At 66.3% G+C, this 20,278-nt stretch carries 24 protein-coding genes and 1 pseudogene; 12 read left to right on the top strand and 13 right to left on the bottom strand.

Features of this window, described 5'->3' with window-relative positions; translation table 11 throughout:
• Positions 1-58 precede the first annotated feature (58 nt).
• Positions 59-451 carry a hypothetical protein gene (locus CHC08_RS36655; protein WP_089211978.1) on the top strand — a complete coding sequence of 131 codons (393 nt, stop codon included), beginning with the start codon at positions 59-61 and terminating at the stop codon, positions 449-451.
• 152 nt (positions 452-603) lie between these two features.
• Here the strand turns inward: CHC08_RS36655 and CHC08_RS53055 are convergent, their stop codons facing one another.
• Entirely contained in the window at positions 604-1,674 is a 1,071-nt protein-coding gene (locus tag CHC08_RS53055) for an integrase core domain-containing protein (protein ID WP_179282420.1), read from the bottom strand.
• 191 nt (positions 1,675-1,865) lie between these two features.
• On the opposite strand from CHC08_RS53055, the gene CHC08_RS50000 reads away from it, so the two are divergent.
• Positions 1,866-2,012 carry a hypothetical protein gene (locus tag CHC08_RS50000; RefSeq protein ID WP_179282419.1) on the top strand — a complete coding sequence of 49 codons (147 nt, stop codon included), beginning with the start codon at positions 1,866-1,868 and terminating at the stop codon, positions 2,010-2,012.
• 49 nt (positions 2,013-2,061) lie between these two features.
• Here CHC08_RS50000 and CHC08_RS36645 read toward each other — a convergent pair whose 3' ends face one another.
• Positions 2,062-2,511 (bottom strand): winged helix-turn-helix transcriptional regulator, encoded by a 450-nt coding sequence (locus tag CHC08_RS36645; RefSeq protein WP_245878785.1) that lies wholly within the window; start codon positions 2,509-2,511, stop codon positions 2,062-2,064.
• Between the two features lie 237 nt (positions 2,512-2,748).
• Here CHC08_RS36645 and CHC08_RS36640 point away from each other — a divergent pair, with 237 nt between their 5' ends.
• Positions 2,749-3,519, top strand: a complete 771-nt coding sequence (locus tag CHC08_RS36640; RefSeq protein WP_089211975.1) for an SDR family NAD(P)-dependent oxidoreductase — start codon at positions 2,749-2,751, stop codon at positions 3,517-3,519.
• Between the two features lie 81 nt (positions 3,520-3,600).
• Positions 3,601-4,161 carry an NAD(P)H-dependent oxidoreductase gene (locus CHC08_RS36635; RefSeq protein ID WP_089211974.1) on the top strand — a complete coding sequence of 187 codons (561 nt, stop codon included), beginning with the start codon at positions 3,601-3,603 and terminating at the stop codon, positions 4,159-4,161.
• Positions 4,162-4,591: 430 nt separating this feature from the next.
• Here the strand turns inward: CHC08_RS36635 and CHC08_RS51955 are convergent.
• Positions 4,592-4,723: pseudogene (locus CHC08_RS51955) on the bottom strand (IS481 family transposase); the annotation flags it as partial.
• A 379-nt stretch (positions 4,724-5,102) separates the two neighbouring features.
• Between CHC08_RS51955 and CHC08_RS36625 the strand changes: the two are divergent.
• The gene (locus CHC08_RS36625) at positions 5,103-5,447 is read left to right on the top strand and encodes a hypothetical protein (RefSeq protein WP_089211972.1); all 345 of its coding nucleotides are present in this window, start codon (positions 5,103-5,105) and stop codon (positions 5,445-5,447) included.
• The gene (locus tag CHC08_RS36620) at positions 5,448-5,768 is read left to right on the top strand and encodes a hypothetical protein (RefSeq protein ID WP_089211971.1); all 321 of its coding nucleotides are present in this window, start codon (positions 5,448-5,450) and stop codon (positions 5,766-5,768) included. It abuts the gene before it with no gap.
• A 394-nt stretch (positions 5,769-6,162) separates the two neighbouring features.
• Here CHC08_RS36620 and CHC08_RS36615 read toward each other — a convergent pair whose 3' ends face one another.
• Positions 6,163-6,609 carry a tyrosine-type recombinase/integrase gene (locus tag CHC08_RS36615; RefSeq protein WP_179282417.1) on the bottom strand — a complete coding sequence of 149 codons (447 nt, stop codon included), beginning with the start codon at positions 6,607-6,609 and terminating at the stop codon, positions 6,163-6,165.
• Between the two features lie 331 nt (positions 6,610-6,940).
• Here CHC08_RS36615 and CHC08_RS36610 point away from each other — a divergent pair, with 331 nt between their 5' ends.
• Positions 6,941-7,495, top strand: a complete 555-nt coding sequence (locus tag CHC08_RS36610; protein WP_089211969.1) for a nucleoside/nucleotide kinase family protein — start codon at positions 6,941-6,943, stop codon at positions 7,493-7,495.
• A gap of 385 nt (positions 7,496-7,880) precedes the next feature.
• Positions 7,881-8,579 (top strand): GNAT family N-acetyltransferase, encoded by a 699-nt coding sequence (locus CHC08_RS36605; RefSeq protein WP_089211968.1) that lies wholly within the window; start codon positions 7,881-7,883, stop codon positions 8,577-8,579.
• Between the two features lie 278 nt (positions 8,580-8,857).
• On the opposite strand, the gene CHC08_RS36600 is transcribed toward CHC08_RS36605, so the two are convergent.
• The 4 genes from CHC08_RS36600 to CHC08_RS36585 form a co-directional block, all read right to left on the bottom strand.
• Entirely contained in the window at positions 8,858-9,439 is a 582-nt protein-coding gene (locus tag CHC08_RS36600) for a DUF6461 domain-containing protein (RefSeq protein WP_089211967.1), read from the bottom strand.
• A gap of 266 nt (positions 9,440-9,705) precedes the next feature.
• The gene (locus CHC08_RS36595; RefSeq protein WP_275937231.1) at positions 9,706-10,044 is read right to left on the bottom strand and encodes a type II toxin-antitoxin system VapC family toxin; all 339 of its coding nucleotides are present in this window, start codon (positions 10,042-10,044) and stop codon (positions 9,706-9,708) included.
• Positions 10,041-10,286 carry a hypothetical protein gene (locus CHC08_RS36590; RefSeq protein ID WP_089211966.1) on the bottom strand — a complete coding sequence of 82 codons (246 nt, stop codon included), beginning with the start codon at positions 10,284-10,286 and terminating at the stop codon, positions 10,041-10,043. The genes CHC08_RS36595 and CHC08_RS36590 overlap by 4 nt, the downstream gene beginning before the upstream one ends.
• A gap of 599 nt (positions 10,287-10,885) precedes the next feature.
• The gene (locus CHC08_RS36585; protein ID WP_089211965.1) at positions 10,886-11,146 is read right to left on the bottom strand and encodes a hypothetical protein; all 261 of its coding nucleotides are present in this window, start codon (positions 11,144-11,146) and stop codon (positions 10,886-10,888) included.
• 421 nt (positions 11,147-11,567) lie between these two features.
• Here CHC08_RS36585 and CHC08_RS36580 point away from each other — a divergent pair, with 421 nt between their 5' ends.
• Both CHC08_RS36580 and CHC08_RS48770 read left to right on the top strand, forming a co-directional pair.
• A complete protein-coding gene (locus CHC08_RS36580; RefSeq protein ID WP_089211964.1) occupies positions 11,568-11,960 on the top strand; it encodes a hypothetical protein in 393 nt (130 codons plus the stop codon).
• Between the two features lie 64 nt (positions 11,961-12,024).
• Positions 12,025-12,309 carry a hypothetical protein gene (locus CHC08_RS48770; RefSeq protein WP_143653489.1) on the top strand — a complete coding sequence of 95 codons (285 nt, stop codon included), beginning with the start codon at positions 12,025-12,027 and terminating at the stop codon, positions 12,307-12,309.
• A gap of 196 nt (positions 12,310-12,505) precedes the next feature.
• On the opposite strand, the gene CHC08_RS48765 is transcribed toward CHC08_RS48770, so the two are convergent.
• The 4 genes from CHC08_RS48765 to CHC08_RS36560 all read right to left on the bottom strand — a co-directional run bounded on the left by CHC08_RS48765 (position 12,506) and on the right by CHC08_RS36560 (position 17,460).
• A complete protein-coding gene (locus tag CHC08_RS48765) occupies positions 12,506-12,841 on the bottom strand; it encodes a hypothetical protein (protein ID WP_143653488.1) in 336 nt (111 codons plus the stop codon).
• A 651-nt stretch (positions 12,842-13,492) separates the two neighbouring features.
• On the bottom strand, positions 13,493-14,122 hold the full coding sequence (locus CHC08_RS36570; protein ID WP_089211962.1) for a zinc-binding dehydrogenase: 630 nt from the start codon (positions 14,120-14,122) through the stop codon (positions 13,493-13,495).
• 110 nt (positions 14,123-14,232) lie between these two features.
• A complete protein-coding gene (locus CHC08_RS36565; RefSeq protein WP_089211961.1) occupies positions 14,233-14,580 on the bottom strand; it encodes a hypothetical protein in 348 nt (115 codons plus the stop codon).
• Between the two features lie 96 nt (positions 14,581-14,676).
• The gene (locus CHC08_RS36560) at positions 14,677-17,460 is read right to left on the bottom strand and encodes an ATP-binding protein (RefSeq protein WP_179282416.1); all 2,784 of its coding nucleotides are present in this window, start codon (positions 17,458-17,460) and stop codon (positions 14,677-14,679) included.
• 102 nt (positions 17,461-17,562) lie between these two features.
• Between CHC08_RS36560 and CHC08_RS36555 the strand changes: the two genes are divergently transcribed.
• Together CHC08_RS36555 and CHC08_RS36550 are read left to right on the top strand one after the other, a co-directional pair.
• Complete coding sequence (locus CHC08_RS36555; RefSeq protein WP_089211959.1) at positions 17,563-18,231, top strand: hypothetical protein; 669 nt, start codon at positions 17,563-17,565, stop codon at positions 18,229-18,231.
• Between the two features lie 411 nt (positions 18,232-18,642).
• A complete protein-coding gene (locus CHC08_RS36550) occupies positions 18,643-19,341 on the top strand; it encodes a DsbA family protein (protein WP_143653487.1) in 699 nt (232 codons plus the stop codon).
• Positions 19,342-19,361: 20 nt separating this feature from the next.
• Here CHC08_RS36550 and CHC08_RS36545 read toward each other — a convergent pair whose 3' ends face one another.
• Positions 19,362-20,192 carry a CPBP family intramembrane glutamic endopeptidase gene (locus tag CHC08_RS36545; RefSeq protein WP_143653486.1) on the bottom strand — a complete coding sequence of 277 codons (831 nt, stop codon included), beginning with the start codon at positions 20,190-20,192 and terminating at the stop codon, positions 19,362-19,364.
• Positions 20,193-20,278: the final 86 nt, after the last annotated feature.

The following is a 20,278-nucleotide window of genomic DNA, read 5'->3' as shown; positions in this document are numbered from 1 at the left end:
CCGCGGAGCCGATGTTCTCGCTCGCCTCCCTATTCCCGGGAACCCGGATCATCACTTCGTGTTCGACCACGCCAAATGGGTCTTCTACGCTGCCACCGCTTACACCTGGCTCGGCGACGACGACCGCGCCGAAGAACATGCCCTGGAGACAATCCAGATGCACACCCGCCCGGACGGCACGTCCAACGCCCCCATGCGCGTCGCCGACGCTCACATCGACCTCGGCATCGTCCACGCCCGGCGTGGCAACCTCGACGCCGCCGTAGAGCAGGGAATGACAGCGTTCGACATCGACCGCAAATCTCTCACCGACCTGGTCAACCGCGCCGCAGATCTGGACCGCGTCATCCGCCAGCGCTACCGTCGCGAAGCTCTCGCCGAGGAGTTCCACGAACGTTATGTGACCGCCCGCCGCGCCCTAATCACTCGCCGCCCCGAACTCCTTGATTGACTGCTTTAGAGCGACCACCAACGGCACCCTTCAAACATGTCCCAGGACTGATATGTCAAGCATGTCCCGGAGCAGTACATATAACAACACATCCCTGTAAATCCTCAGTTGATGCTTGACGGATCAGTCTCGGTTGATGCTTTCCACCAGGCCTAGATCCTGTAATCGATATGGCCACTTGCTCGCAGCCGGTTGACCTCCTTGATGAGGGTTCGGGGATGCACCGACAGTTCCTCACCCTCGAACAGCACCCGAAATCGGGTGTCTTTCAAGACGATGGTGACGACCTTGCCGCGGTGGACCTGGCCGATCTGGAGCTTGCAGCCAGCCACCATCAGGTTGCCGTTGCCGGCCACAACCCGCTGCACCTGGGGGAAGCGGCCGGTGACCGCGTTCGGACTTCGGGCCAGTCGGACGCCGTGCAACCGGCCCCGCTGCGAGGGCGTCAGCGGGCTCGGCTTGGTGCGCACCAGCACCCCGTTGGCGATCACCCGGACCGTCTGCGCGTCGATCCGCAATGTCACCCGCTGACCGGCGAGCGGGGCCCCGACGCTCAGCAGCTTGCCCGCCAGACCCACGCACCCGGCGTTGTTGACCATCCGGTCGACCTCCACCACCGCATCAGCCGCCAGCGGTCCCGACGGCAGCGCGATCGCCGGGGCCGGACGGCCCGCCCGCCCACCACCAGCCATCAACCGCCCCAGATCGGCGCTGGTCAGCGTCACCGGATGCGTCTTGAGCAGGTCCTGGCCGCTGAACACGCACATGGTGGTGGCGCTGGCCCAGACGATGATCGTCTGCCCGGCCCGCGCTCGCCCGAGCCACACCTGCCGCCCGCACGCGGTCAGGTTGCCGCTCGGCGGCACCACGCGCTCCACCTCCACCGCCACGGGCACCGCCTCGGCGATGAGCACGCCCGACGCCTCACCGGTCGGTGCAGATGAGCCCGGCAATGCGACCAGATCCGCCGGAAGCCGCAACGGCACCTCCGCCACAACGCCCGCCAGCACGCTCGACCGGAGGGAAAACCGACTGGCCGGAGAAGCCATGTCCAACGCCTGGTGCGGCCGCACCGTGTTGTAGTCGGCCACCCACGCATCCAACGCCTGGACACTGGCGAACGGCTCATGGGCGGCCAGGAACTCCTCGCGCACCGTCTTATGCCAGCGCTCGACCTTCCCGGTCGTGGTCGGTGAGCGCACCTGGGTATTACGCGCCTCCACGCCGTTCTCCCGGCAGATCCGCTCTGTCTAGTTTCACGAGATGCCTGACGTTTCTGTCCCAGGACATGGGCGACAGATGATCTAGGAAACATACGGACAAGGGCTACATCGGAGCCGGGATCGGCATCCGCGTCCCGGTCGGCCGCCCCAAGGCCAGTCCGAGAAGGCTCTTCCCCGTCGATACCCGCGTGATGAACGTGCTGATCGGACACGTCCGAGCGCTCGGCGAGCGCACCGCCGCCGAATTCAATGAACGCTGGCGTGCTCTCAAATCAGCCTCGGCCCCAGCCGCATTGGCGACATCGCCCGCGCCGCTCTCGTCTTCAACAACCATTTGAAGTGATCTTCACTGAGAAAATCTCACTGCGGCACGGGATCCACTCCGCCTCATGCCAGGTACGCACTCCGTGTGGCGCTCATGTCGTACGCGTCCTGGTGGCGTCGGATCTCGGTGTGCTGTTCGGCGCTCCAGGCGGCCAGATGCCCGATGGCCGAGAGCAGGGAGGCGCCGAGGCCGGTGAGGGAATACTCGACGCGGGGCGGCACCTCCGCGTAGGCAGTGCGGTCGACCAGCCCGCTGCGCTGAAGGCGCTTGAGGGTGAGGGTGAGCATGCGCCGGGAGATGGCGGGGATCGCGGTGTCGAGGTCCGAGTAGCGGGCGTCGCCGCCGGCCAGGACGCCGATGACCAGCATGCTCCACTTGTCGCCCACCAGGTCGAGGATCTCGCGAATGAAGTCCGTGTCCCGCTCGTCCCAGCGCTCACACGGGCCCGAGAGGCGCAGCACGTTCACCCGCGCCTCGCCGGTGGAGGCCGCCTGGCCCTCATAGTTACTCACCGATGACGCCCTTCCGGTGTTCCTCAGGAACATAGACATACCTTTTGTAACCCTCGTCGCATTCCTGCACAGTGGGCCTACGCACCAAGCGTCAACGCACTGGTCGAAGCGGTCGTTCTGCGCATATAGCGGTAACTACCAGGCACTTTAGGCGTATTCCCGCCTCATCGCCTCCGGCACCGTTGCCACCTGCCGCGCCGCCGCCGCACCCTCACAAGCAGAAAGGAATGCCCAGCAATGGAAGGGCTCAAGGACAAGGTTTTCATCGTCACCGGGGGTGGATCGGGCATCGGCGCGGCCACCGTACAGCGACTGCTGGCCGAAGGCGCCCGAGTGACCGCGGCCGGTACCAATCCCGACAAGCTCGCGCGGACCCGCGAGCAGGCACCGGAAGCGGCCGACCGGCTGCTCACGGTCCAGTTCGACCTTCGGGAGGAGGATTCCATCGCCTCTCTGGTCGCCCAGACCACTGACCGGTTCGGCCGACTCGACGGCGTCGCCAACGTCGCCGCCGCTGTCGGCGCGGACCTCATGGCCCGTGACCAGGGCGTCGACACCATGGACCCCGACGCGTGGGCCGAGATGATGCGGATCAACGTCACCGGCACCGGGCTCGTGATCCGCGAAAGCCTGCCCGCGCTGGTCGCCTCGGGCGGCGGCTCGATCGTCAACGTCTCCTCCCTGGCGGCGTGGCAGCGGGAGCTGTGGCTCACCGCGTACTCCTCATCCAAGATCGCCCTGCACGCGCTCACCCGCCACACCGCCCACGCGTGGGGCCGCAAGAACATCCGGTGCAACGCCGTCGCCCCCGGGGTCGTCCTCACGGAGAACGTCCGCACCGGCACGCCCCCCGAGGTCCGCGAGGCCCTGTCGGAGAAAACCGCGCTCCCGCGGCTTGGTGAGCCCGAGGACCTCGCCTCCATGATCGTCTTCCTCCTGTCGGCGGAGTCCAGTTGGATCACCGGCCAGATCCTGTCGGTGGACGGCGGCCTGACCATGCGCGAGTAGCGCCGCTCACCACCGCGAACCAAGATCCACATCTCTCTCAGTCGTATTTGCTCCGTCGGCACGTCTATGTCTGGAGAACCCATGCCCGTCCACATCCTCGCCCTCGTCGGCAGCCTGCGCTCCGGCTCACACAACCGTCAGCTCGCCGAGGCCGCCGTCAAACACGCCCCCGAGGGCGTCACGGTCACCCTTTATGAGGGCCTGGCCGAGGTGCCCTTCTACAACGAGGACATCGACACCGACGAGCAGCGTCCCGCCGCCGCCACCCGCCTGCGCGAGACCGCCGCGCGCGCCGACGCGTTCCTGCTCGTCACCCCCGAGCACAACGGCACCATCCCTGCTGTGCTGAAAAACGCCATCGACTGGCTGTCCCGCCCGCTCGGCTCCGGCGCCCTGGCGGGTTCGCCGACCGCCGTCGTCGGCACCGCCTTCGGTCAGTACGGCGGCGTGTGGGCCCATGACGACGCCCGCAAGTCCGCCGGTATCGCCGGCGCCACGATCCTGAAGGACGCCAAACTCGCGATACCCGGCTCAGTGACTCGCTTCGCCGAGACCCACCCGGCCGATGACACCGAAGCCGTCGCGCAGCTCGTGCAGGTGCTCAGCGCCCTCGCCGCCGCCACCAAGGTCCCCGCGTCCTGAGCCCCGTACCCCCGGCACGTTCCGAGCGGAGTCGTTCCGGGGCCCGGTGGCGGGCGGGGGACGGCCTTCCATCCGGTGTGATCCGTACACAAGGCGCACGGGCGGCATGAGAACGTGGGCGACGTTCTGTTCCCCGCACCGGCTCCATAAATGACCGGGGTTACCGCACTCAGCAGTCGGCGTGGGGGCCATCTGGGGCCGAGCACCTTGATCGTGCGGATGGTGTATGCCAGATCGGGACAGGCTGGTGGGATGAGAATGCAACGGCAGACAGGGTGACCTCTGCCGACAGCTCGTCGGTCAACCGGGCCCCCTTCAGGAACGCCGCCCAAGCCACCGCCGCCGTCTGCTCCGACGTGATGGGTGTGAGCGGCCGGGCGATCCTTGAGGCCCTGGTCGCCAGGGTGAGCAGACGCTCGGCCGACTCGACACTGCGCACCTGCCACCCCGTCAGGCCCGAGGCGCGATACCGCGACACCCCGATCTCAGCGGCGACCTCACTCACCCGCGCACCCGCCAACACGGCCAGCACCGCGTGATACCGCTGCTCCACAACAGACAAATCAACCAGAGCCAATCCCGGCCTCCTGACACGCAACACCCGCAAACGACGCACGCCAGACTGAGCCGAAAACGGCACCTGTCAAGAATGTCCTGGGACTGACATGTCAAGCATGTCCCGGGACACGACAACAGCTGCGGGAAGCGAGTTGCCGAATTGTTCTTAGTGGGTATTCAAGGCGGCGGCGCGCCGCGCCGTACGCCCCGCGCCAGCGCTCCTGCGCCGCGCATGCGGCCTGGGGGCCGGTCACGGCGCAGGCGCCGCGCGGGGCATCGCCGTACGGACATCGCACCGTACGATGCCAACCCGCCGACCGACGGCACACCGCCGCCAAACTGGCTATTCCCGTCCTGACTCGCCTGTCATACGATCAGCCGCCATGAGTCCCAACTTCTTTGACGTGCTCTTAGCGATTCTCCCTCTGGCCGCCTTCGGTAATGCTCTGTACCGCGCCGCCCTAAACCCCGCAAACTCAGCTCGGATTTTTCGGACGGCGTTCCTGGCCAGCGGTGTTGTCTTATTAATACTCGCGCTGATCGGATCGGTTCGGTTGTTGGGTCGCTTCTTCGCTACCACCTCCGACACCCTCGACATCGCCGTTAAGGCAGGGTTTGGGATGATGCTTGGAGCTCTCGTCTGCGCGATGATCGAGAGGAAAGACCGTGCCTCCGGCGGGGGCACTCGGCTCCAGGATGATCGCCATGATCAGAGCAAAGGCTCATAGATGGCTGAGGAGCCGGATCTTCCCGTCGGGAGAAACCTGCGGGTGGCGTCTCCGCACTCTTTCGCCGTGATCTGCCGACATGGGATGATCTTCGCTGTGAATGAGCCAGAGGACACCACACCCCGCGAGACAAAAAGCGACGTGGAGACCGTGAGGGCCTGCGGGAATGTGGCCTTCACTCTTGGTGTGGCCCTGGCCCTTTTGCTCTTTATCGCCAACGACGGCGAGCTACCTGACCAGGCTCTCACAGGAACGCTGATCTTGGCTGTGATCGGCGTTGGCCTACGAATCGAGGCGGCGATTCGGGAGCGTGGACGCTAGCTTGAGGACGTTATCCCCGAGCGTCGCTGGCTGGTCTCGATCGCCGAGCACCGTCCCAAGCTTGACGGCAACCGTAGGACACTCCGAATGATCACGCTGGCACGAAGAAGGTCAGTTCGTTGCCCCCGTGCCCGTTGCGCGCCCGTCAGTAGGGGGAGCAAGGGGAACCCACGGGGAATCACGGGTAGCCGGAGCACTCCCCCGCAGATCAGCATTTCCGCAGGCGAGGGACCAGAGCGTTAATAGACTTCCCAAGCTGACAGAGCGGGTTCGATTCCCGTCACCCGCTCCACGCTTCAAGGCCCAGGTCAGGGATGGATTTCCGCCCCGGGCTTTAATCGTTTCTCGGACTGTTCGATCTTCTCGGGCTATTAGCGGGCCATTAGCTCCGCGATCACCCTGCGGGCATCTCATCGACTTCACCGTCATTCCGCTTTTCCAACCGCCTGCCGATCGCATCCTTGATCACCCGGTCGGCACCCCGTACGGCGTGCTGATAGATCATCGCGGCGCGCACGTTGTCGTGCCCCATCCGGGCCATCAGATCCTTGAGCCCTGCGCCCGACTCGGCGGCGAGCATGTTGCCCGTGTGCCGGAGATCGTGAAAGTGCAGACCCGGCATGCCCATCTCCTTGACCACGTCCACCCAGCGCGTGCGGGTGTTGAAGCCACTCCGCCGCAGTGGCCCGCCCTTCGCACCGGGAAACAACAACGCGCCCGGCTCGTCCTGAACGTAAGTGGCGATGTGCTCGCGCAGCGCCGAAACGATGTCCTTGGGAATGCCGACCACGCGCCGACCGGCCTTGGACTTGAGCGGACCAAGGACCAGACCGCCGGTCAAGCGCTCAACGTAGGCCACTCGGATACGCACTGTTCCCGCATCAAGGCGACGGCGCGGCGCGCCGCCGCACGGCCCGCCGCCCGAGCGTGCGGCGTGGGCGCCGGTCACGGCCGGGGCCGCACTCGGGCACCCGCCGCACCACACCCACGCCGCACCCAACCGTTGCCCGTCGCACGTGGGCCGCACCGCCGTTCAGATGCCGCACACGATCCGTCTGGTCTCCGATCAGGAAACGATCGGTGGCCCACAGCGCCTCCTTCCTCCGAACGGAAACCGCAGCCGGTGCACGACCAGGCAAGACGAGAATGCATGAATGCATACAGCCCCGTGGATGGTCCTCATTGGTCCGGCCGCAACAGGAAAGAGCACACTCGGTGACGGACTGGCCTCAGCGGCAGAAAAAAGCTTCGTCGACATTGACGCACTCGGCGAGACCTATTACGCCGAGGTGGGATGGAGCATGGACAAGCTGCGTGACCGCATCCAGGCCGTGGGCCGAGTCGCAGCCGAGCAGGAGTGGGAACCTGCGCGCGCTCATGCCGTGGAACGCATTGTCGCTGACCACCCGGGCACGATCATCTCCCTGGGGGCCGGCCACAGCCACTACACGCAACCCGAACTGTTCCAGCGTGTCCAGACTGCGCTTCGCCCTGTCAACCATGTGGTGCTTGTGCTGCCCTCCCCCGACCTCGAACGATCTGTCCAGGTACTGCGGCAGCGCAGCCTCGCCGCGAAGGGAACCAACTGGATCAGCAGGGACGGGTACGACTTCCTCCATCAGTGGGTGCACAACACGGGGAATCACGCTTTCGCGACGACAGTCCTCTACACCGAGGGAGAAGAACCCGAACAGAGCATCCGTCGCCTCATGACCATGTGCGACTGATCTCAGATAGTCGAATCGAACCAAACGTCTGCCGCACTCGTACCACTCTCACGATCGCCTGGTGACGGCTGATCTCCATACGGGGCTGGGGCGATCGACAGGCCGAGACTTCGTTCCTCAGTCCCGGCCCACCGGGCGCCAGGTAACGAAGGACCAGACGTCCCCCATGCCCGTTGCGTGCCCGTCAGGAGGATAAGCAAGGGAGAACCGCGGGGACTCACGGGTAAGGCGAAACCGTCTCTGAACTGGAACGCAGCAGGCCGGAGCGTCACGCACCGCAATCTTCCAAACTGGTTACGACGATGGCGGGTCGGCCAGAGGCCTCTAACGGGAGTAGGATCCCTTATTGCGAGGAAGTCGCAATAAGGTGTCCGGTAGGTCTGTGATGTTCACGAAGGGACTGACGGTGCTTGGTACCCCGGCCAACGCCTCTGAAGACGTCGGAGCCCTCCCGGAAGTGGCCGCGGCCTGGGTACAGGGATGGACGCTCTCCCGCGCGACCGAATCACCAGTGGCGGTGCCGGACGGTTACAGGATCGATGTGGGACTGTCAGGCCACCTCATCCGCTACGTGCTGCCCCGATTTGATCCGGCAGCCCTCCGCCGTCTGACACGGGAGCCGCTCGCCCCGGGAACCTGGCTCAAGGTTTGCGCGGAAGTGGAGGCCGTCGCCGCCGTACTGCCGACCGGCTGGCTCGTAAAGGACCCCGAGTACATGATGACGGTTTCCCTGCGCTCCGCCGAGTTCTCCATGCCGACCGGTTACGCACTGCGGGTTACGACACAGGGTGCCGTCACCGATGCAGAAGTCCTCGGCTCCGATGAGCAGATAGCCGCCAGGGGGCGGATCGCACGGACCGGGTCGTTCGCGATCGTCGACCAGGTGGAGACTCACCCATCGCATCGCCGTCGAGGGTTGGGCAGCCGCGTCATGAGTGCCCTTGGCCACTACGCCGCGATCCAAGGAGCGCGAACCGGTGTCCTCGTCGCGACCCGGGACGGACTCGGGCTCTACCGCTCCCTGGGCTGGACGCTGCGTGCGCCCGTCACAGCAGCCGTCTTCCGCCCCGAAGAGGCCGCCTAATCAGCGAGCTGTTCCGGTCCGGTCTAGGCAAGTGATCGCAGGTGGGGCGGAAAGAGTCCTGTTGCACTTCCAGTTGCAATTCGAAGTCGTCCCAGACCGTTCAGGATGGACCACGTATACCTGCCGGTCTGCGTTGAACCGTCCGGAACAAACCCCAGCCGATCTTTTAATCCGCAGGTTGTGAGTTCGAGCCGTGCTGCAGCGCGGGCAGATTCCGGGCAGCGGAATACGGTGCCAGCCTCTCAAGGTCGGCTGTCGGACATGGCATCGTGGACGGATCAGCCAACGACGCCACTCATGAGCGGCCCTTTGACAATCTCCGGGGTCAGCACCACGCCGGTCAACCGGGCTGCGAGGAGAAGTGCCCCGGACGCGGACGACGGTGCCTCAGCACCGGTTCCGGGTACGTCGTCGGGATCAAGGCCCACCTGCCTCATCAGGTCGTTGAGCCGATCGGGATCACTCCCGTGCCGCCATTGGGGAATCTTGGGATTGAAGTGCGTGACCAACTCCCCGTCCACCGCGTAGACGAAGCCGTCGGATGCGTAGTCGTGCCGCAGCACCGCCACGGCCACGGTCCCGGCCGAGAGGGCCCGTGCCTTGTCGGCTTCCGTGCACGTCCACCCGCTCTCCTCGATGAGCACCGTCCAGTCGCCCACTCGCCCCACCAGCACCGTCTCAGGAAAAAGGCCATCGTCTATCAACTCGTCATAGGTGAGTGGCCGGATACTCTCCTGGTCGGCACCCAGCCGGCGAAGCGCCTGCACCTCGCTGACTCCACGCACGAAGGTCAGACACCACAGATCGCCCAGCTCGTCGTCTTCGGCCAGCCAGGCAACATCGACGTAGGTAAACGCCATCCGCAACACCTCATCTGTTGATCGTCGTGCCATTAAGGGGGCAACGAGGGATCAACCGCAGTCACTCACGACTGACCCGAAGCGCAGGTCAGCCGTCCTACGAGGCGTGATCCATACGGTTCCCAAGCTGACAGCGCGGGTTCGATTCCCGTCACCCGCTCCACCCTTGTCAGGCCAGGTCAGCCAAGCACTTTCGGTAGAAGCGTGAACGCCGGCACATGTTGAGGTCGGATCAAAGTGAAGTCACGTCGGTCCAGCGTCGCGATTTAAGTAACGTTCAGGCGCTCTGCGATGGCGACCACGGACACGTCAGCCGGGTCGAGTCGAGCGTCTCGGTAGGTGCGGACGAGCTCTGCCATTCGTCGCACATCGACTGGCACCAGATCGACCAGTTCAAACTCCTCAATCGCTAGATCAAGAAACTGCGCATGCACGCGAGGCCCCATGTGCCTGTTAATGGTCCACCCCGCCTCGATCAAGATAGTCGAAGGCAGCAGGAGTGGCCCCTCCAACTCTTCGAGGAGACGCACGCATGAGGCGTGGTGCTTGTCATCTCGATCAACAACAGCGATCAAGGGGCCAGTGTCCAGGAGCGTGGAAGTCACGTTGACCGATTGAACCGCTCCGCCAGCAGATCTTCGACCCGTTCCGACAGATCCCCTTCACCGGAGGCACCGATCCCCGCGATCGACAACCGCCGACGCCGAACCGGCTCATCGGTCTCTTCGTCCACGGTTTCAGCCAACTCCGGATCCGTCTTCACCAGACGCAGCAGACGGCGCGCCTGGTCCGGAGAAAGTCGATCGACCAGATGGTGGAGCTCCTCGTGCGCGTGCCCGGCAGTCATACCTCTGAGTCTACGTAAGCGTCTGCGCTTACCCCAGCCCAACCGCCGTATCAGCGATGCCTTGACATCGAGACTTCGTGCCAGATGCGTGCCAGAACAGGTGGGGAAGCGCGGTTACTCACGGGGACTCACGGTCACTCGACCCGCCCTGAACTGCACTCCCGTTTTCCCAGCTCAGGACAGCAAGGTCAGTAGATGATTCCCAAGCTGACAGCGCGGGTTCGATTCCCGTCACCCGCTCCAAACGAAAAGGCCCAGGTCATGGACAACTTCCGAACCCGGGCCCGATTCTTTTCGGAACCCACTTCGATCTTCCGTGTCCGATCCCTCTCGATCCTGGGCCTTTCCCAACGCCTCGTCGGCCAGTCTGCCCATGCCATCGGCGACCATCTGGTCCCACCCGGTCTCGGTGTGCGGATAAATCAGCGCGGCCCGCGTGGTCAAGGCGACGGCGCGCCGCGCCGCCGTACCCGGCCCTCTGCCGCCCGCCGCCCAGGCATGCGGCGTGGGCGCCGATCCCGGCCGGCAGCGACCCGAGCCGTACCCGCACCGCACGCCCGCCATACCCAGCTAATGCGCCGACCACCGGCCCGCCGCCGCTACACGTCGTCAGCTTCTTCCGCTTCACGCCCTCGAGCCGCTCGCTCCTCCGCTTCTTGCTTCTGCGCTGTTCTCTCCACCGCCACACGCTCCCGCAGCTCCGCATCCGCCACATCGCGCGGACGCGGAACCTGACTCCGACGATCATGTGTGAGCGCCAGCCGTATCGCCACATAGATCACCAAGAACAGCACCGCCACCGAGAATAACCACGAAAGCACTCCCCACAGCCACACAAAAAGCTCTCTCAACTCGCCCACCCTGTCCTCAGCATCTGATCATTATTTCGATCAAGCCTGCCCTATCCACCCCCATACCGTCTATTGCCTCCGGCGGGAGGCCTCGGCTCCGGGATGATCGACGTTCCGACGCGAGAGCCGTAGATGGCCGAGGGGGCCTGATTGTCCCGTCGGGGAGAACCCCGTGCGTCCGCACAGGGTTCTCAGGCCGCACCATTCACGTGTCAGCAAGGCCGGGGAATGAACGGGGATCACGAGCACTCACGGGCAGTGCAAGGCCGCCTCAGAACTGGGACGTTGCAGCTCACAGGGGCGCGTACCGAGATCTTCCAAACTGGTGATGTGCTACTGCAATCGAGATTGCTCTCATGACCGCTATATTCATTTACGGGAGTGAACCCATGGCCTTCAAACGCGGAGAGTGGACTGACATGCTGTAGGCATGATCGAGAAGCAGCCCGCAATCCCTCGTCGGCACCAGAAAAAATCCTCGCGGTTCAGGACGTTCATCGTGTGCTCCGTCACCGCAGGCTTGGTACTCATCGGCGGCCTGTTCTTGCTTAATCGTGACGATTCTCAGCAGGCAGACATGTCTATCGTGCTCAACCAGATCCGTTCGGGCAAGGTCTGGACCGCCACGCTCATCGACGCCGAGCGGAGGATCGAGATCACCACGATGGACAAGAAGCACTTTCACGCTTATTGGAGCGAGGCCAGCGATCTGGGTTTAGAGCTTGGCAACGAGCTCGAGAAGGCCATGCTTCCGGGTGGCTATACAGTCGAGGTTCCCAAGCGCTGGGGGTGGGGCAGCTGGGTATCGGGAGTGCACTTCTGATGGCGCTGCCCTCAACGTATATTGGCGCCACTTAAAATTGACCCAGAATGACAGGAGTAGCCGCGTGATCGAAGTGCTGTATCAGCCCTTATCCTTGGCTCTTGGTGGGTTCGTTTTTGTAACGCTCTTCCTGGCCCTACGCCGTACACGGCTGCGCTCAGAGCACCTTCTTTCGCCAGCCGTTGCTTGGTTCCTGGCTGCCATTGAAGAATGGTACATGCTCACCTACGAACCTCAAATGAATATTCGCATAGACGCACTGCTCTTTATGGCACTGATAGTGATTACGACACCGGTCGGTATTCTGCTGACAGTTCTGCATCGTCGGCCGCCACCACTGCCTTCGTGATCGCCTGCGGGTTGCTGATCTCCGTACGGAGCTGGGGGCGATCGACGGCGCAGACATTCCCCGTGCCCGCCAGGAGGGTGATCAAGGGAAACTGCGAGCGCTCGGCCCTCTCCCCTGCAGGTCAGCGCTTACCCAGCTCAGAGGTCAAGTGCGTTGGAGACTTCCCAAGCTGACAACGTCAGCTCGGTTTCATGGTTCATTCGATGCTCAGCTGATCTCGAAGGTACGAGCTCGTGGATTTGAGTACGGCAGGGTCATACAGCGGCGCAGGCCACATCTGTAGGAGATAGTGATCGATTGCTACATCCGAGGTGTCCCTTGCGTTCGCCTCATCCATCCCTCGCGCGTGGTATCTCAGACGGTATGTTCCAGGGCCGGCAGGCAGCGGCGGAAGATGGTGGATCGCCTCATCGCCCCATTCCACCAGCGAGATCAGATCCGATGAGAACCCGTAGCTGATCTCTACCACGTCTTCATAGCCATCAAGATCGGATCCTGGATCACCGTCCGCAACGGTCACGGTGAAGTCCACGATGCCTGTGTGGAGACCGGTGTGCAGGCCGACGAAGCTCCCCTCATCCTGGATGATCTCGGCAGAGCAAATCGGCGGCCCAGCCTGCCAACGGGCCCAGGCCCAGCCTGCCAACGGGCCCAGGCCCAGCCTGCCAACGGTCCCAGAAGTCCTCGCCATCAGCGAGGTGGACCCCGTGATAATGCACTCCAAGATCTATCTGCTTGGTCTGCACCAGGGGAACCCGATCTTTTGCCATGATCGGGAATCCTAGATTCACCCACCGACAAGATCGAAGATGTGGGACAACATCGGCCGGGCGATCGCAAGCAGGAAGGACAGCACCCCGTGTCCGTGCCAGATGCGTGCCAGAACGGGCGGAGAAGCGCGGTTACTCACGGTGCGAGCCCCGGCCGTACGGCACAGGCCCCTGCGAGCCGTTCAGCGATGTTCGCGTGGTTCGATCCGGCCGAGATCGTCTTCGACGGACAGGACGACCTCGTGGACGGCCTGGCTGTTCTTACCTGGCTTGATCTCGCCGGTGCCCTTGAACTCCGCTGCCCGGTCCCGCCCATCCGCGTGACTACGTCAACAAGCTCGCGGCCGCCGAAGCCATCGGGCATGGCATCTCATGAGGTGGTGACGAGCCGCCTGACGGACCAAGCGGCCGTATCAGCTCGTGAGCATCCATCGGCCGCGGTGTGCGCCGTCGCGGAAGGCGCGGTACGCGTACGCGGCCTCCTCCAGGGGCAACGTGCCGGCCCGGCGCGGTTCCAGGACTCCCCGCGCGGTCAGCGCGAGCATTTCCCGCAGGAGGGCGCCGTCGGGGACCACCACCGCGGAGGTAACGGTGGTGCCGCGTTCGGAGGCGGGTTCGAGGCCGGGGAAGACCCCCGCGTAGGTTCCGTGGTCGTGGACCGGCCGCAGGGCCGCCTCGTTCAGCAGGGCGGTGTCCAGCACCGCGTCGAAGCCGCTCGCCCCGTCGAGGGTTGTGCGCGTCTCCGCCGCTCCGGCCCTCACGTACTCGGCGGCCGTTCCCGCGGCGGCGTGCGGGGCGTGCGGGAAGGTGAGCGCCGCGACCGGCGTGCCGACGGCGAAATCGCGGACGCCGGGCCCCGCCATGTCGACAACGCCGGCCACGTCCAGCCCCAGGCCGAGGTGCGGCACGGAGCCGCCTGTCCTGACCTCATCGCGTGAGGCGTCGATGATGTGAAGATCGGCCGCGTTGACCGCGGCTCCAGCCATTCTGATGCGAATCTGTCCCGCCGCGGGCCGCGGATCGGGCAGGTCCACCAGTTCCACTTCATCGTCCGCCCCGGGGCGAGCGGTGACGATCGCGGACCTGATCGAACGCCTGCTCTCCACGGCGATGTACGGACTGGCGACGCACGGGTAGCGACGGCAACCCTTGATCAGTCCACCGGCACCGGTGTGTCGGCCTTCCCCTCCCCTTCGTCGTCATCACGCTGCCGACCCGCGTGGGCGACGATCTCGACGGTGGTCAGAACGGTGCTGACGAGGCCGACCCGGGCGGCCTGCCGGGTGCCGCTCTCGACGAGTGCCTTGAACACGTCAGCCGACTCCCGATCGCCGAATATGGCCGTCGTGTGGCTCCTGCCGCTCTCCGGATCGTGCATCCAGTAGCCGGTCAGGAACCCGGGCTGGCGCGTGACCAGCGGGATGATCTCCTCCCGCAGCAGGCGGCGTTGCTCGTCGTGCCAGGCCGGGTCCACGGTCCAGATGCCGATCACCGCATGCATCACGCTGCTTCCTCCCTCGGCCGATCGACCGACGCCATCGGTCACGCTAGGCGTTGCGGTGGCGGTGGCCATCCGGGGGACCACTCAGGCCGGTACTCAGCCTGTGTGCCGGCGTGCGGTGTACCAGGCGGCGACGCGGGCGCGGGAGTCGAAGCCGAGCTTGGTCAGGATGTGCGTGACGTGGTTTTCCGCCGTGCGTTCCGCCATGCGCAGGCGGTGGGCGATCTGCCGGTTGCTGAGCCCCTCGGCGACCAGTTCGGCGACCTGTTCCTCGCGTGGGGTGAGCACGCCCGCGCGTCCCCGGGCCTCGTGCAGCGTCTCGGCGTCGGCCAGCAGCGACGGCATGCCCACGCGGCGGGCGATCCGCACCGCGCCGCCAAGGTGCTCGTCGGCGGCCGCGCCCGCGCCGGACGGCGGGTGCAGCCGGAGCATCCGGGCCAGTTCCAGCCGGGTGTACGCCTCGTACGGCGCCGAGCCCATCGCCTGGCAGGATGCCAGCGCGGCGTGCAGATGCGCCTCTGCCGCCTCCCATCGCCGCAGGAGCGTCGCGAGCATGCCGAGATACAGCGACACCGGGCCGGAGCCGGGGGTGTGCGACTCGGGGGCGACCTGCCGGTCCGCGTACGGCAGCAGTGCCTCGTAGACGGCGGCGGCCGTGACGCGGTCGTCGAACGCGACGCAGAGCTGGGCGTTCCCGGCCCCGGAGACGATCCACTCCGGTGCGTCGCGGGGGAAGGCGGCCAGATGCGGGGTGATGGCCTCCCAGAGCGCCTTGGCGTCGTCGCGTCGTCCCATGCCGGCGAGCACGAGCGCATGCCAGCTCCGCGCCAGGTAGGGTCCGGTCTCCACGAACCCGCGCACGGCGGCCTCGACCTGATCCAGCCCCGTCCCGTCCTGCAGGCCCAGGTGCGAGCGGAAGACCAGGTGGACGAACTCCGCGCCCTCGTGTCCACCGCGCAACCCGATCGCCAACGCCTCGTCAGCCAGCAGGCGCGCCTGTTCGAAACGGCCCTCCAGCAGGGCCGTCGCCGCCTGCATCGAGATGAGTCTCCACCGCCACAGCGGCTCTCGCAGCTGCGCCACGACCGCGCCGAACGCCTTCAGCTCGGCGTCGAGCTGGATCCGCCGGCCCAGCTCCCAGAACGCGTCCAGCCGCCAGGTGTGTCCCCACGCCGCGTATTCGTAGTATCCGGTCTCGCCCGCGAGCCGGATCGCGCGCTCACCGATCGACAGTCGCTCCAGCACGTGCCGGCCGTTGCCCAGCTCGGTGTAGCGCGCCTGCATGGCCAGGAACCGTGCGTCGGGGTCACCGGTCGCCTCGGCCATGCGCAGGGCGCGCAGGCTCAGGTCGCTCTCGCCACGTTCGGCGAAGGGATCCGCCGTGATGACGAGCTGAGCCAGCGCCTTCGCCTCGCGTACCTCGTCGGAGCCGCCCAGCATGGCCAGCGCCTCCCGGCACAGCACGTGGATCGCAGCCGTCACCGGCGAGTTGGAGATGCCCCGCAACACGGTCGCGGCATCCGCGACGACCGCTCCCTCGCCCGTCGCCCGCCCCAGGTCGGCCGCCGCCTGGCACGACCGCCACGCCTCCTCCACCGCGCCGGAACGGAACTCGCATCGCGCCAGCTCCAGCAGCAGCTCCGGCCGTTGGGCGGCGCCGTACGGCACCAGCGCCAGCAGGTCGAGCGCCGCGCGGTACTGGAAGGCCGCGTGCTCGTAGGCCAGTTGGGCACGTGCCCTCGTCGCGGCCGTACGCGTGACCCGCAGCGCCTCCTCCGCGTTGCCGAGCGGAGCGGACTGGCGCAGGTGATACGCCAGGGCATCGACCGGGATCTCCCCCGCACTCGTCGACCTGACGACGTCGGCCGCCCGCGCGTGCAGCCGACGGCGCGCGGCGGTGGGCAGCTCGGCGTACAGCACCTCCTGCGTCAGCACATGTGTGAAGCGCAGGGAGTGCCCGTCGGCACGGATCACGTTCGCCGCGAGTGCGGGGTCGAGAAGGTCGAGCACATCCTCGATCTCCTCGCCGACAAGCGCGCCCACCGCCTCGCCGGTGAACTCGCGCCCCAGCACCGCGGCGTGCCTCAGCAGTCGGCGGGTCGCCGTCGGCAGGCCGTCCAGGCGGCGTCCGACGACGTGGCGCACGCCGCCGGGCAGTCCGGGGTCGAGGCTCCCGACCGTTTCAACCAGCCGCAGCAGTTCCAGCACGAACAGCGGATTGCCCTCGGCGCGCTCATCCACCGCGCTCAGCAGAGCAGGCTCCGGGCGACGCCCGAGCACACGCGCGGCCAGCTCGGCGACCTCGGCCGGGGCGAGTCCTCCCAGGCTCAGACGGGTGGTGGCCCGCTCCCTGGTCAACGGCCGCAGCGCCTCGGCCGGCTCGGTATGCGGGGACGTGTCGCGGGTGCGGCAGAGCCCGATCACCAGCAGCCGGGAGTCGGCGACCGTCGACGCGACCGCCTCCAGCAACCGTATCGACGGCACGTCCGCCCAGTGCAGGTCATCGAGGATCAGCAGCAGGCCCGCGTCGCCGGCGGCGCCGTGGAGCATTCCCACCACGTCCTCGAAGACGTGGAAGCGGCTGCCCGTCTCGGTGACAGCCGGATCGAGCAACATCATGGAGGACTGCCCCAGCCCGCGCAGGATCTGAACCCACGGCTGGTAGGCCGGCGCGCCTTCGCCCTCGCGGCAGGAGCCCCACGCCGCCCGCACACCGGCACGCCGCGCGCGACGCACGATCGAATGGGCCAGTGCCGTCTTCCCGGCACCGGCCTCGCCCTCCACCAGGACCAGCGCGCCGCTGCCCTCGCGGGCCGCGGCCACGCGCCTTTCCAGGTCCGCCAACTCCCGGACCCGGCCGACGAAAACGCCGTCCTCCATTGAGTGATCGTAAACCGCGATCCCGGGGCGTGGTGGGTCTGAGTACTCCGCTGAGTGGTTTCCCGGATGGCGCCGCGCCCGCCATTCCCTACCGTCCGGCATATGAACATCACCTCCGCAACCGGGACGCGGCCCGGCTTCGTACGCATCTCCGGGCGGCTCTGCCTACTCGGCGCGGTCATCGGCGTGCTCGTCGCGCTGGTGGGCCTCCTGATCTCGCCCGCCGTCGCCGTCGACCGGTACAGCTACCCCCACACTCCGGGGGCCTTCGTCGTCTCGGAAAGTCTGCTCATCGTCAACCACCTGCTGCTGCTCGCCGGTGTGCTCGGGCTCATCCGCTCCGGTGCGGCGGGAGGTGGTCTGGGACGCGCCGGTTCGTGGACGGCGATGGTGGGTCTCGTGGCGCTGACCCTGTGCGAGGCCGGCGCGATCGCGCTGGCGGACTCGGCGTATCCCACGCCTCAGAGCGACACCCTCGATGCGGGCTACGGCATCTCCAGCATCGTCATCGGCATCGGGTTCGTCCTGGCCGGAATCGCCACCGTCAAGACCAGACGGTGGACGGGATGGGCCATGTACACCCCGCTCGCCTGCGGCCTGGCGGTCTTCCTGCTGGTCCTCCCCGGTGTCTTCCTGTCCGGCGATGACACCTTCACCGTCGGCCGGCTGACGCTCACGGCCTGGATGCTCACCTTCGCCGCGCTCGGCCTGGCTCTCGGCCGCCCGGACACCGGTGGAAACGACCGCGAGTCTCCGGCCCGCTCCGAGTGATCGGTGAGGTTCGCGGCCGCACGTTGCCGGTCGCGCTCCGAGAACGACGAGGTCCCCGGCCCGCGACGGCGGATCGGGGACTCGACCGGCTCTGACCTGCACCCCTGTTTTCCCAGCTCAGGGCAGCAAGGTCAGTGGATGCTTCCCAAGCCGACAGCGCGGGTTCGGTTCCCGTCACCCGCTCCACGCTCAAAGGCCCAGGTCACGGATAACCTCCGGACCCGGGCCTGATTCTTTTTCGATCTTCCGTGCCCGCTACGTGCCCGATCCCTCTCGATCCTGGGCCTTTCATCGGGTCGATCGCGGGCGGCGCATCCACCGCTGGTGCCCGCGCTCCGTCAACGGGGTCTCGCTGTCGAAATCACCGCTAGAGTGCCATTTCGGTCGATTGCTTAGGGAAAGGTGCAGGGCGTGAGCCTCCTTGATGTGCCCTCGAAGCCAAGGAGAACCCGCCGGTTCGTCGCCGTGATCATGGCTTTGGGGCTGTTCGGCGCCCTCGTGGCCTACTCCTCCCTGGTCGACGTCCAGGACGCGACCGGCATCTCTTCGGCGCGTTCGTCCCTCGCGGAGCTGGTCACCGTACGTCCCGACGGCAGCGTCATGATCGCCCAGCCAGGCGTGGAACGCCCGCTCCTTGAGGTGTACGAGGACTACCAGTGCCCGGTCTGCCAGGAGTTCGAGCGGGGGAACGGAAAAGCAGCCCGGGAGGCCGCCCTCCGCGGCGAGTTCGCGCTGCTGATTCACCCCATGACGATCTTCCAGGACTCGCCGATGCACGAGAACTCGCATCGTGCCCTTACGGCGGCCCTGTGCGTCACCGACCCCGAGCAGTGGCTCGCCTACCACGACGCCCTGTACGCCGCGCAACCCAGCGAGGCGCAGGACGGCGGCTTCGCCGTCCGGGACCTGATGGTTCTGGCCGAGAAGGCCGGAGTCCATCAGGCCGACTTCGCCGCCTGCATCTCCTCGAAGGAAACCTCCGACAAGGCCGAACAGCTGTCCATGACGGCCCTCGCCCAGGGAGTCCAGGGCACCCCGACGGTCCGGTACAACGGCCAGGACATCGATTGGAGCACTCCCTGGGCCGCCCCGAGCGCGACGACGGTCTAAGGGATCGCTGCCCTACGCCGTCAACGAACAGGGTCCGGTTCGAGGACCTGCCAGTTCAGGCGCTCTCGGTGGAGACGCTCCATGGCTATCCAGCCGAGCGAGAACGGCAAGCCGCCCAAGGCGACGAGTCCCAGGGTGCCAGGTCCGGTGACGTCGAAGACGGCCCCCGGGCCGTCGAACAGCTGGGCGACGGTCTGGAAGGCGAGGTGGAAGCCGATGCCCGCCCAGATATCGCCGGTGGCGACGCGGAAGCCGCCAAGGACGAGGGCGAAGAAGAGGAGGATGAGGAGCCTGTCGAGGGAGGTGGCGGCCCCGACGAGAAATCCGAACAGCGTGAACAGCGCGGCCTGCCCGATGACCGCCTGCCAGGCCGGCAGCACGGTGACGAGGTTGCGCTGCAGGTAGCCGCGGAAGACGAGTTCCTCCGGCAGCGCCTCGTACAGGAAGGCGAGCACGACCAGGAGCGCTGCCACTCGGAGCGCGTCCGCAGCCGAGGTGCGCAGGCTGATCTCCACCCAGCCGAAGCCGAGACAGAGCGCAAAACCTATGGCTGCGGGGATGAGCCAGCAGGCCATTCCAAGCAGCAGGCGCCGCCCGCCGACACGCAAGGAGGGCAGGCCGAGGCCGCTCCAGGGACGACGGTCGAGCAGGCGGCGGGCGGCCACAACCATGGGAACGATGAGAACCGTCGTGAGGACGGCCCTGGCGGCATGGGTAAGGCGGTCGTAGTCGTAGGCGAGCGGGGTGCCGTGATAGACGAACAACCAGAGCAGGACGGTGACGGCGAACACGATGAGAATTCGCCAGAGCAGAGCGGGGCGAGAGTCGGGGGTTGTCTGGGGATCAGACACGTCAGGCTCGCTCTCTACGAATGGCCTGGCAGTGGATCTCAGATTTGATTCTAAAGCGGTACGGCACGCTCCGCTCAGCGCCTGCC

The organism is Streptosporangium subroseum (assembly GCF_900188345.1).
Taxonomy (GTDB): Bacteria; Actinomycetota; Actinomycetes; order Streptosporangiales; family Streptosporangiaceae; genus Streptosporangium; species Streptosporangium subroseum.
This window is presented reverse-complemented; position numbering and strand designations above follow the sequence as displayed.

Coding starts and splice junctions, on each gene's coding strand:
- CHC08_RS50000 (WP_179282419.1), top strand. CDS start 1,866: ATGAACGTGCTGATCGGACACGTCCGAGCGCTCGGCGAGCGCACCGCC.
- CHC08_RS36640 (WP_089211975.1), top strand. CDS start 2,749: ATGGAAGGGCTCAAGGACAAGGTTTTCATCGTCACCGGGGGTGGATCG.
- CHC08_RS36635 (WP_089211974.1), top strand. CDS start 3,601: ATGCCCGTCCACATCCTCGCCCTCGTCGGCAGCCTGCGCTCCGGCTCA.
- CHC08_RS36625 (WP_089211972.1), top strand. CDS start 5,103: ATGAGTCCCAACTTCTTTGACGTGCTCTTAGCGATTCTCCCTCTGGCC.
- CHC08_RS36620 (WP_089211971.1), top strand. CDS start 5,448: ATGGCTGAGGAGCCGGATCTTCCCGTCGGGAGAAACCTGCGGGTGGCG.
- CHC08_RS36610 (WP_089211969.1), top strand. CDS start 6,941: ATGGTCCTCATTGGTCCGGCCGCAACAGGAAAGAGCACACTCGGTGAC.
- CHC08_RS36605 (WP_089211968.1), top strand. CDS start 7,881: ATGTTCACGAAGGGACTGACGGTGCTTGGTACCCCGGCCAACGCCTCT.
- CHC08_RS36600 (WP_089211967.1), bottom strand. CDS start 9,439: ATGGCGTTTACCTACGTCGATGTTGCCTGGCTGGCCGAAGACGACGAG.
- CHC08_RS36590 (WP_089211966.1), bottom strand. CDS start 10,286: ATGACTGCCGGGCACGCGCACGAGGAGCTCCACCATCTGGTCGATCGA.
- CHC08_RS36580 (WP_089211964.1), top strand. CDS start 11,568: ATGATCGAGAAGCAGCCCGCAATCCCTCGTCGGCACCAGAAAAAATCC.
- CHC08_RS36565 (WP_089211961.1), bottom strand. CDS start 14,580: ATGCATGCGGTGATCGGCATCTGGACCGTGGACCCGGCCTGGCACGAC.
- CHC08_RS36560 (WP_179282416.1), bottom strand. CDS start 17,460: ATGGAGGACGGCGTTTTCGTCGGCCGGGTCCGGGAGTTGGCGGACCTG.
- CHC08_RS36555 (WP_089211959.1), top strand. CDS start 17,563: ATGAACATCACCTCCGCAACCGGGACGCGGCCCGGCTTCGTACGCATC.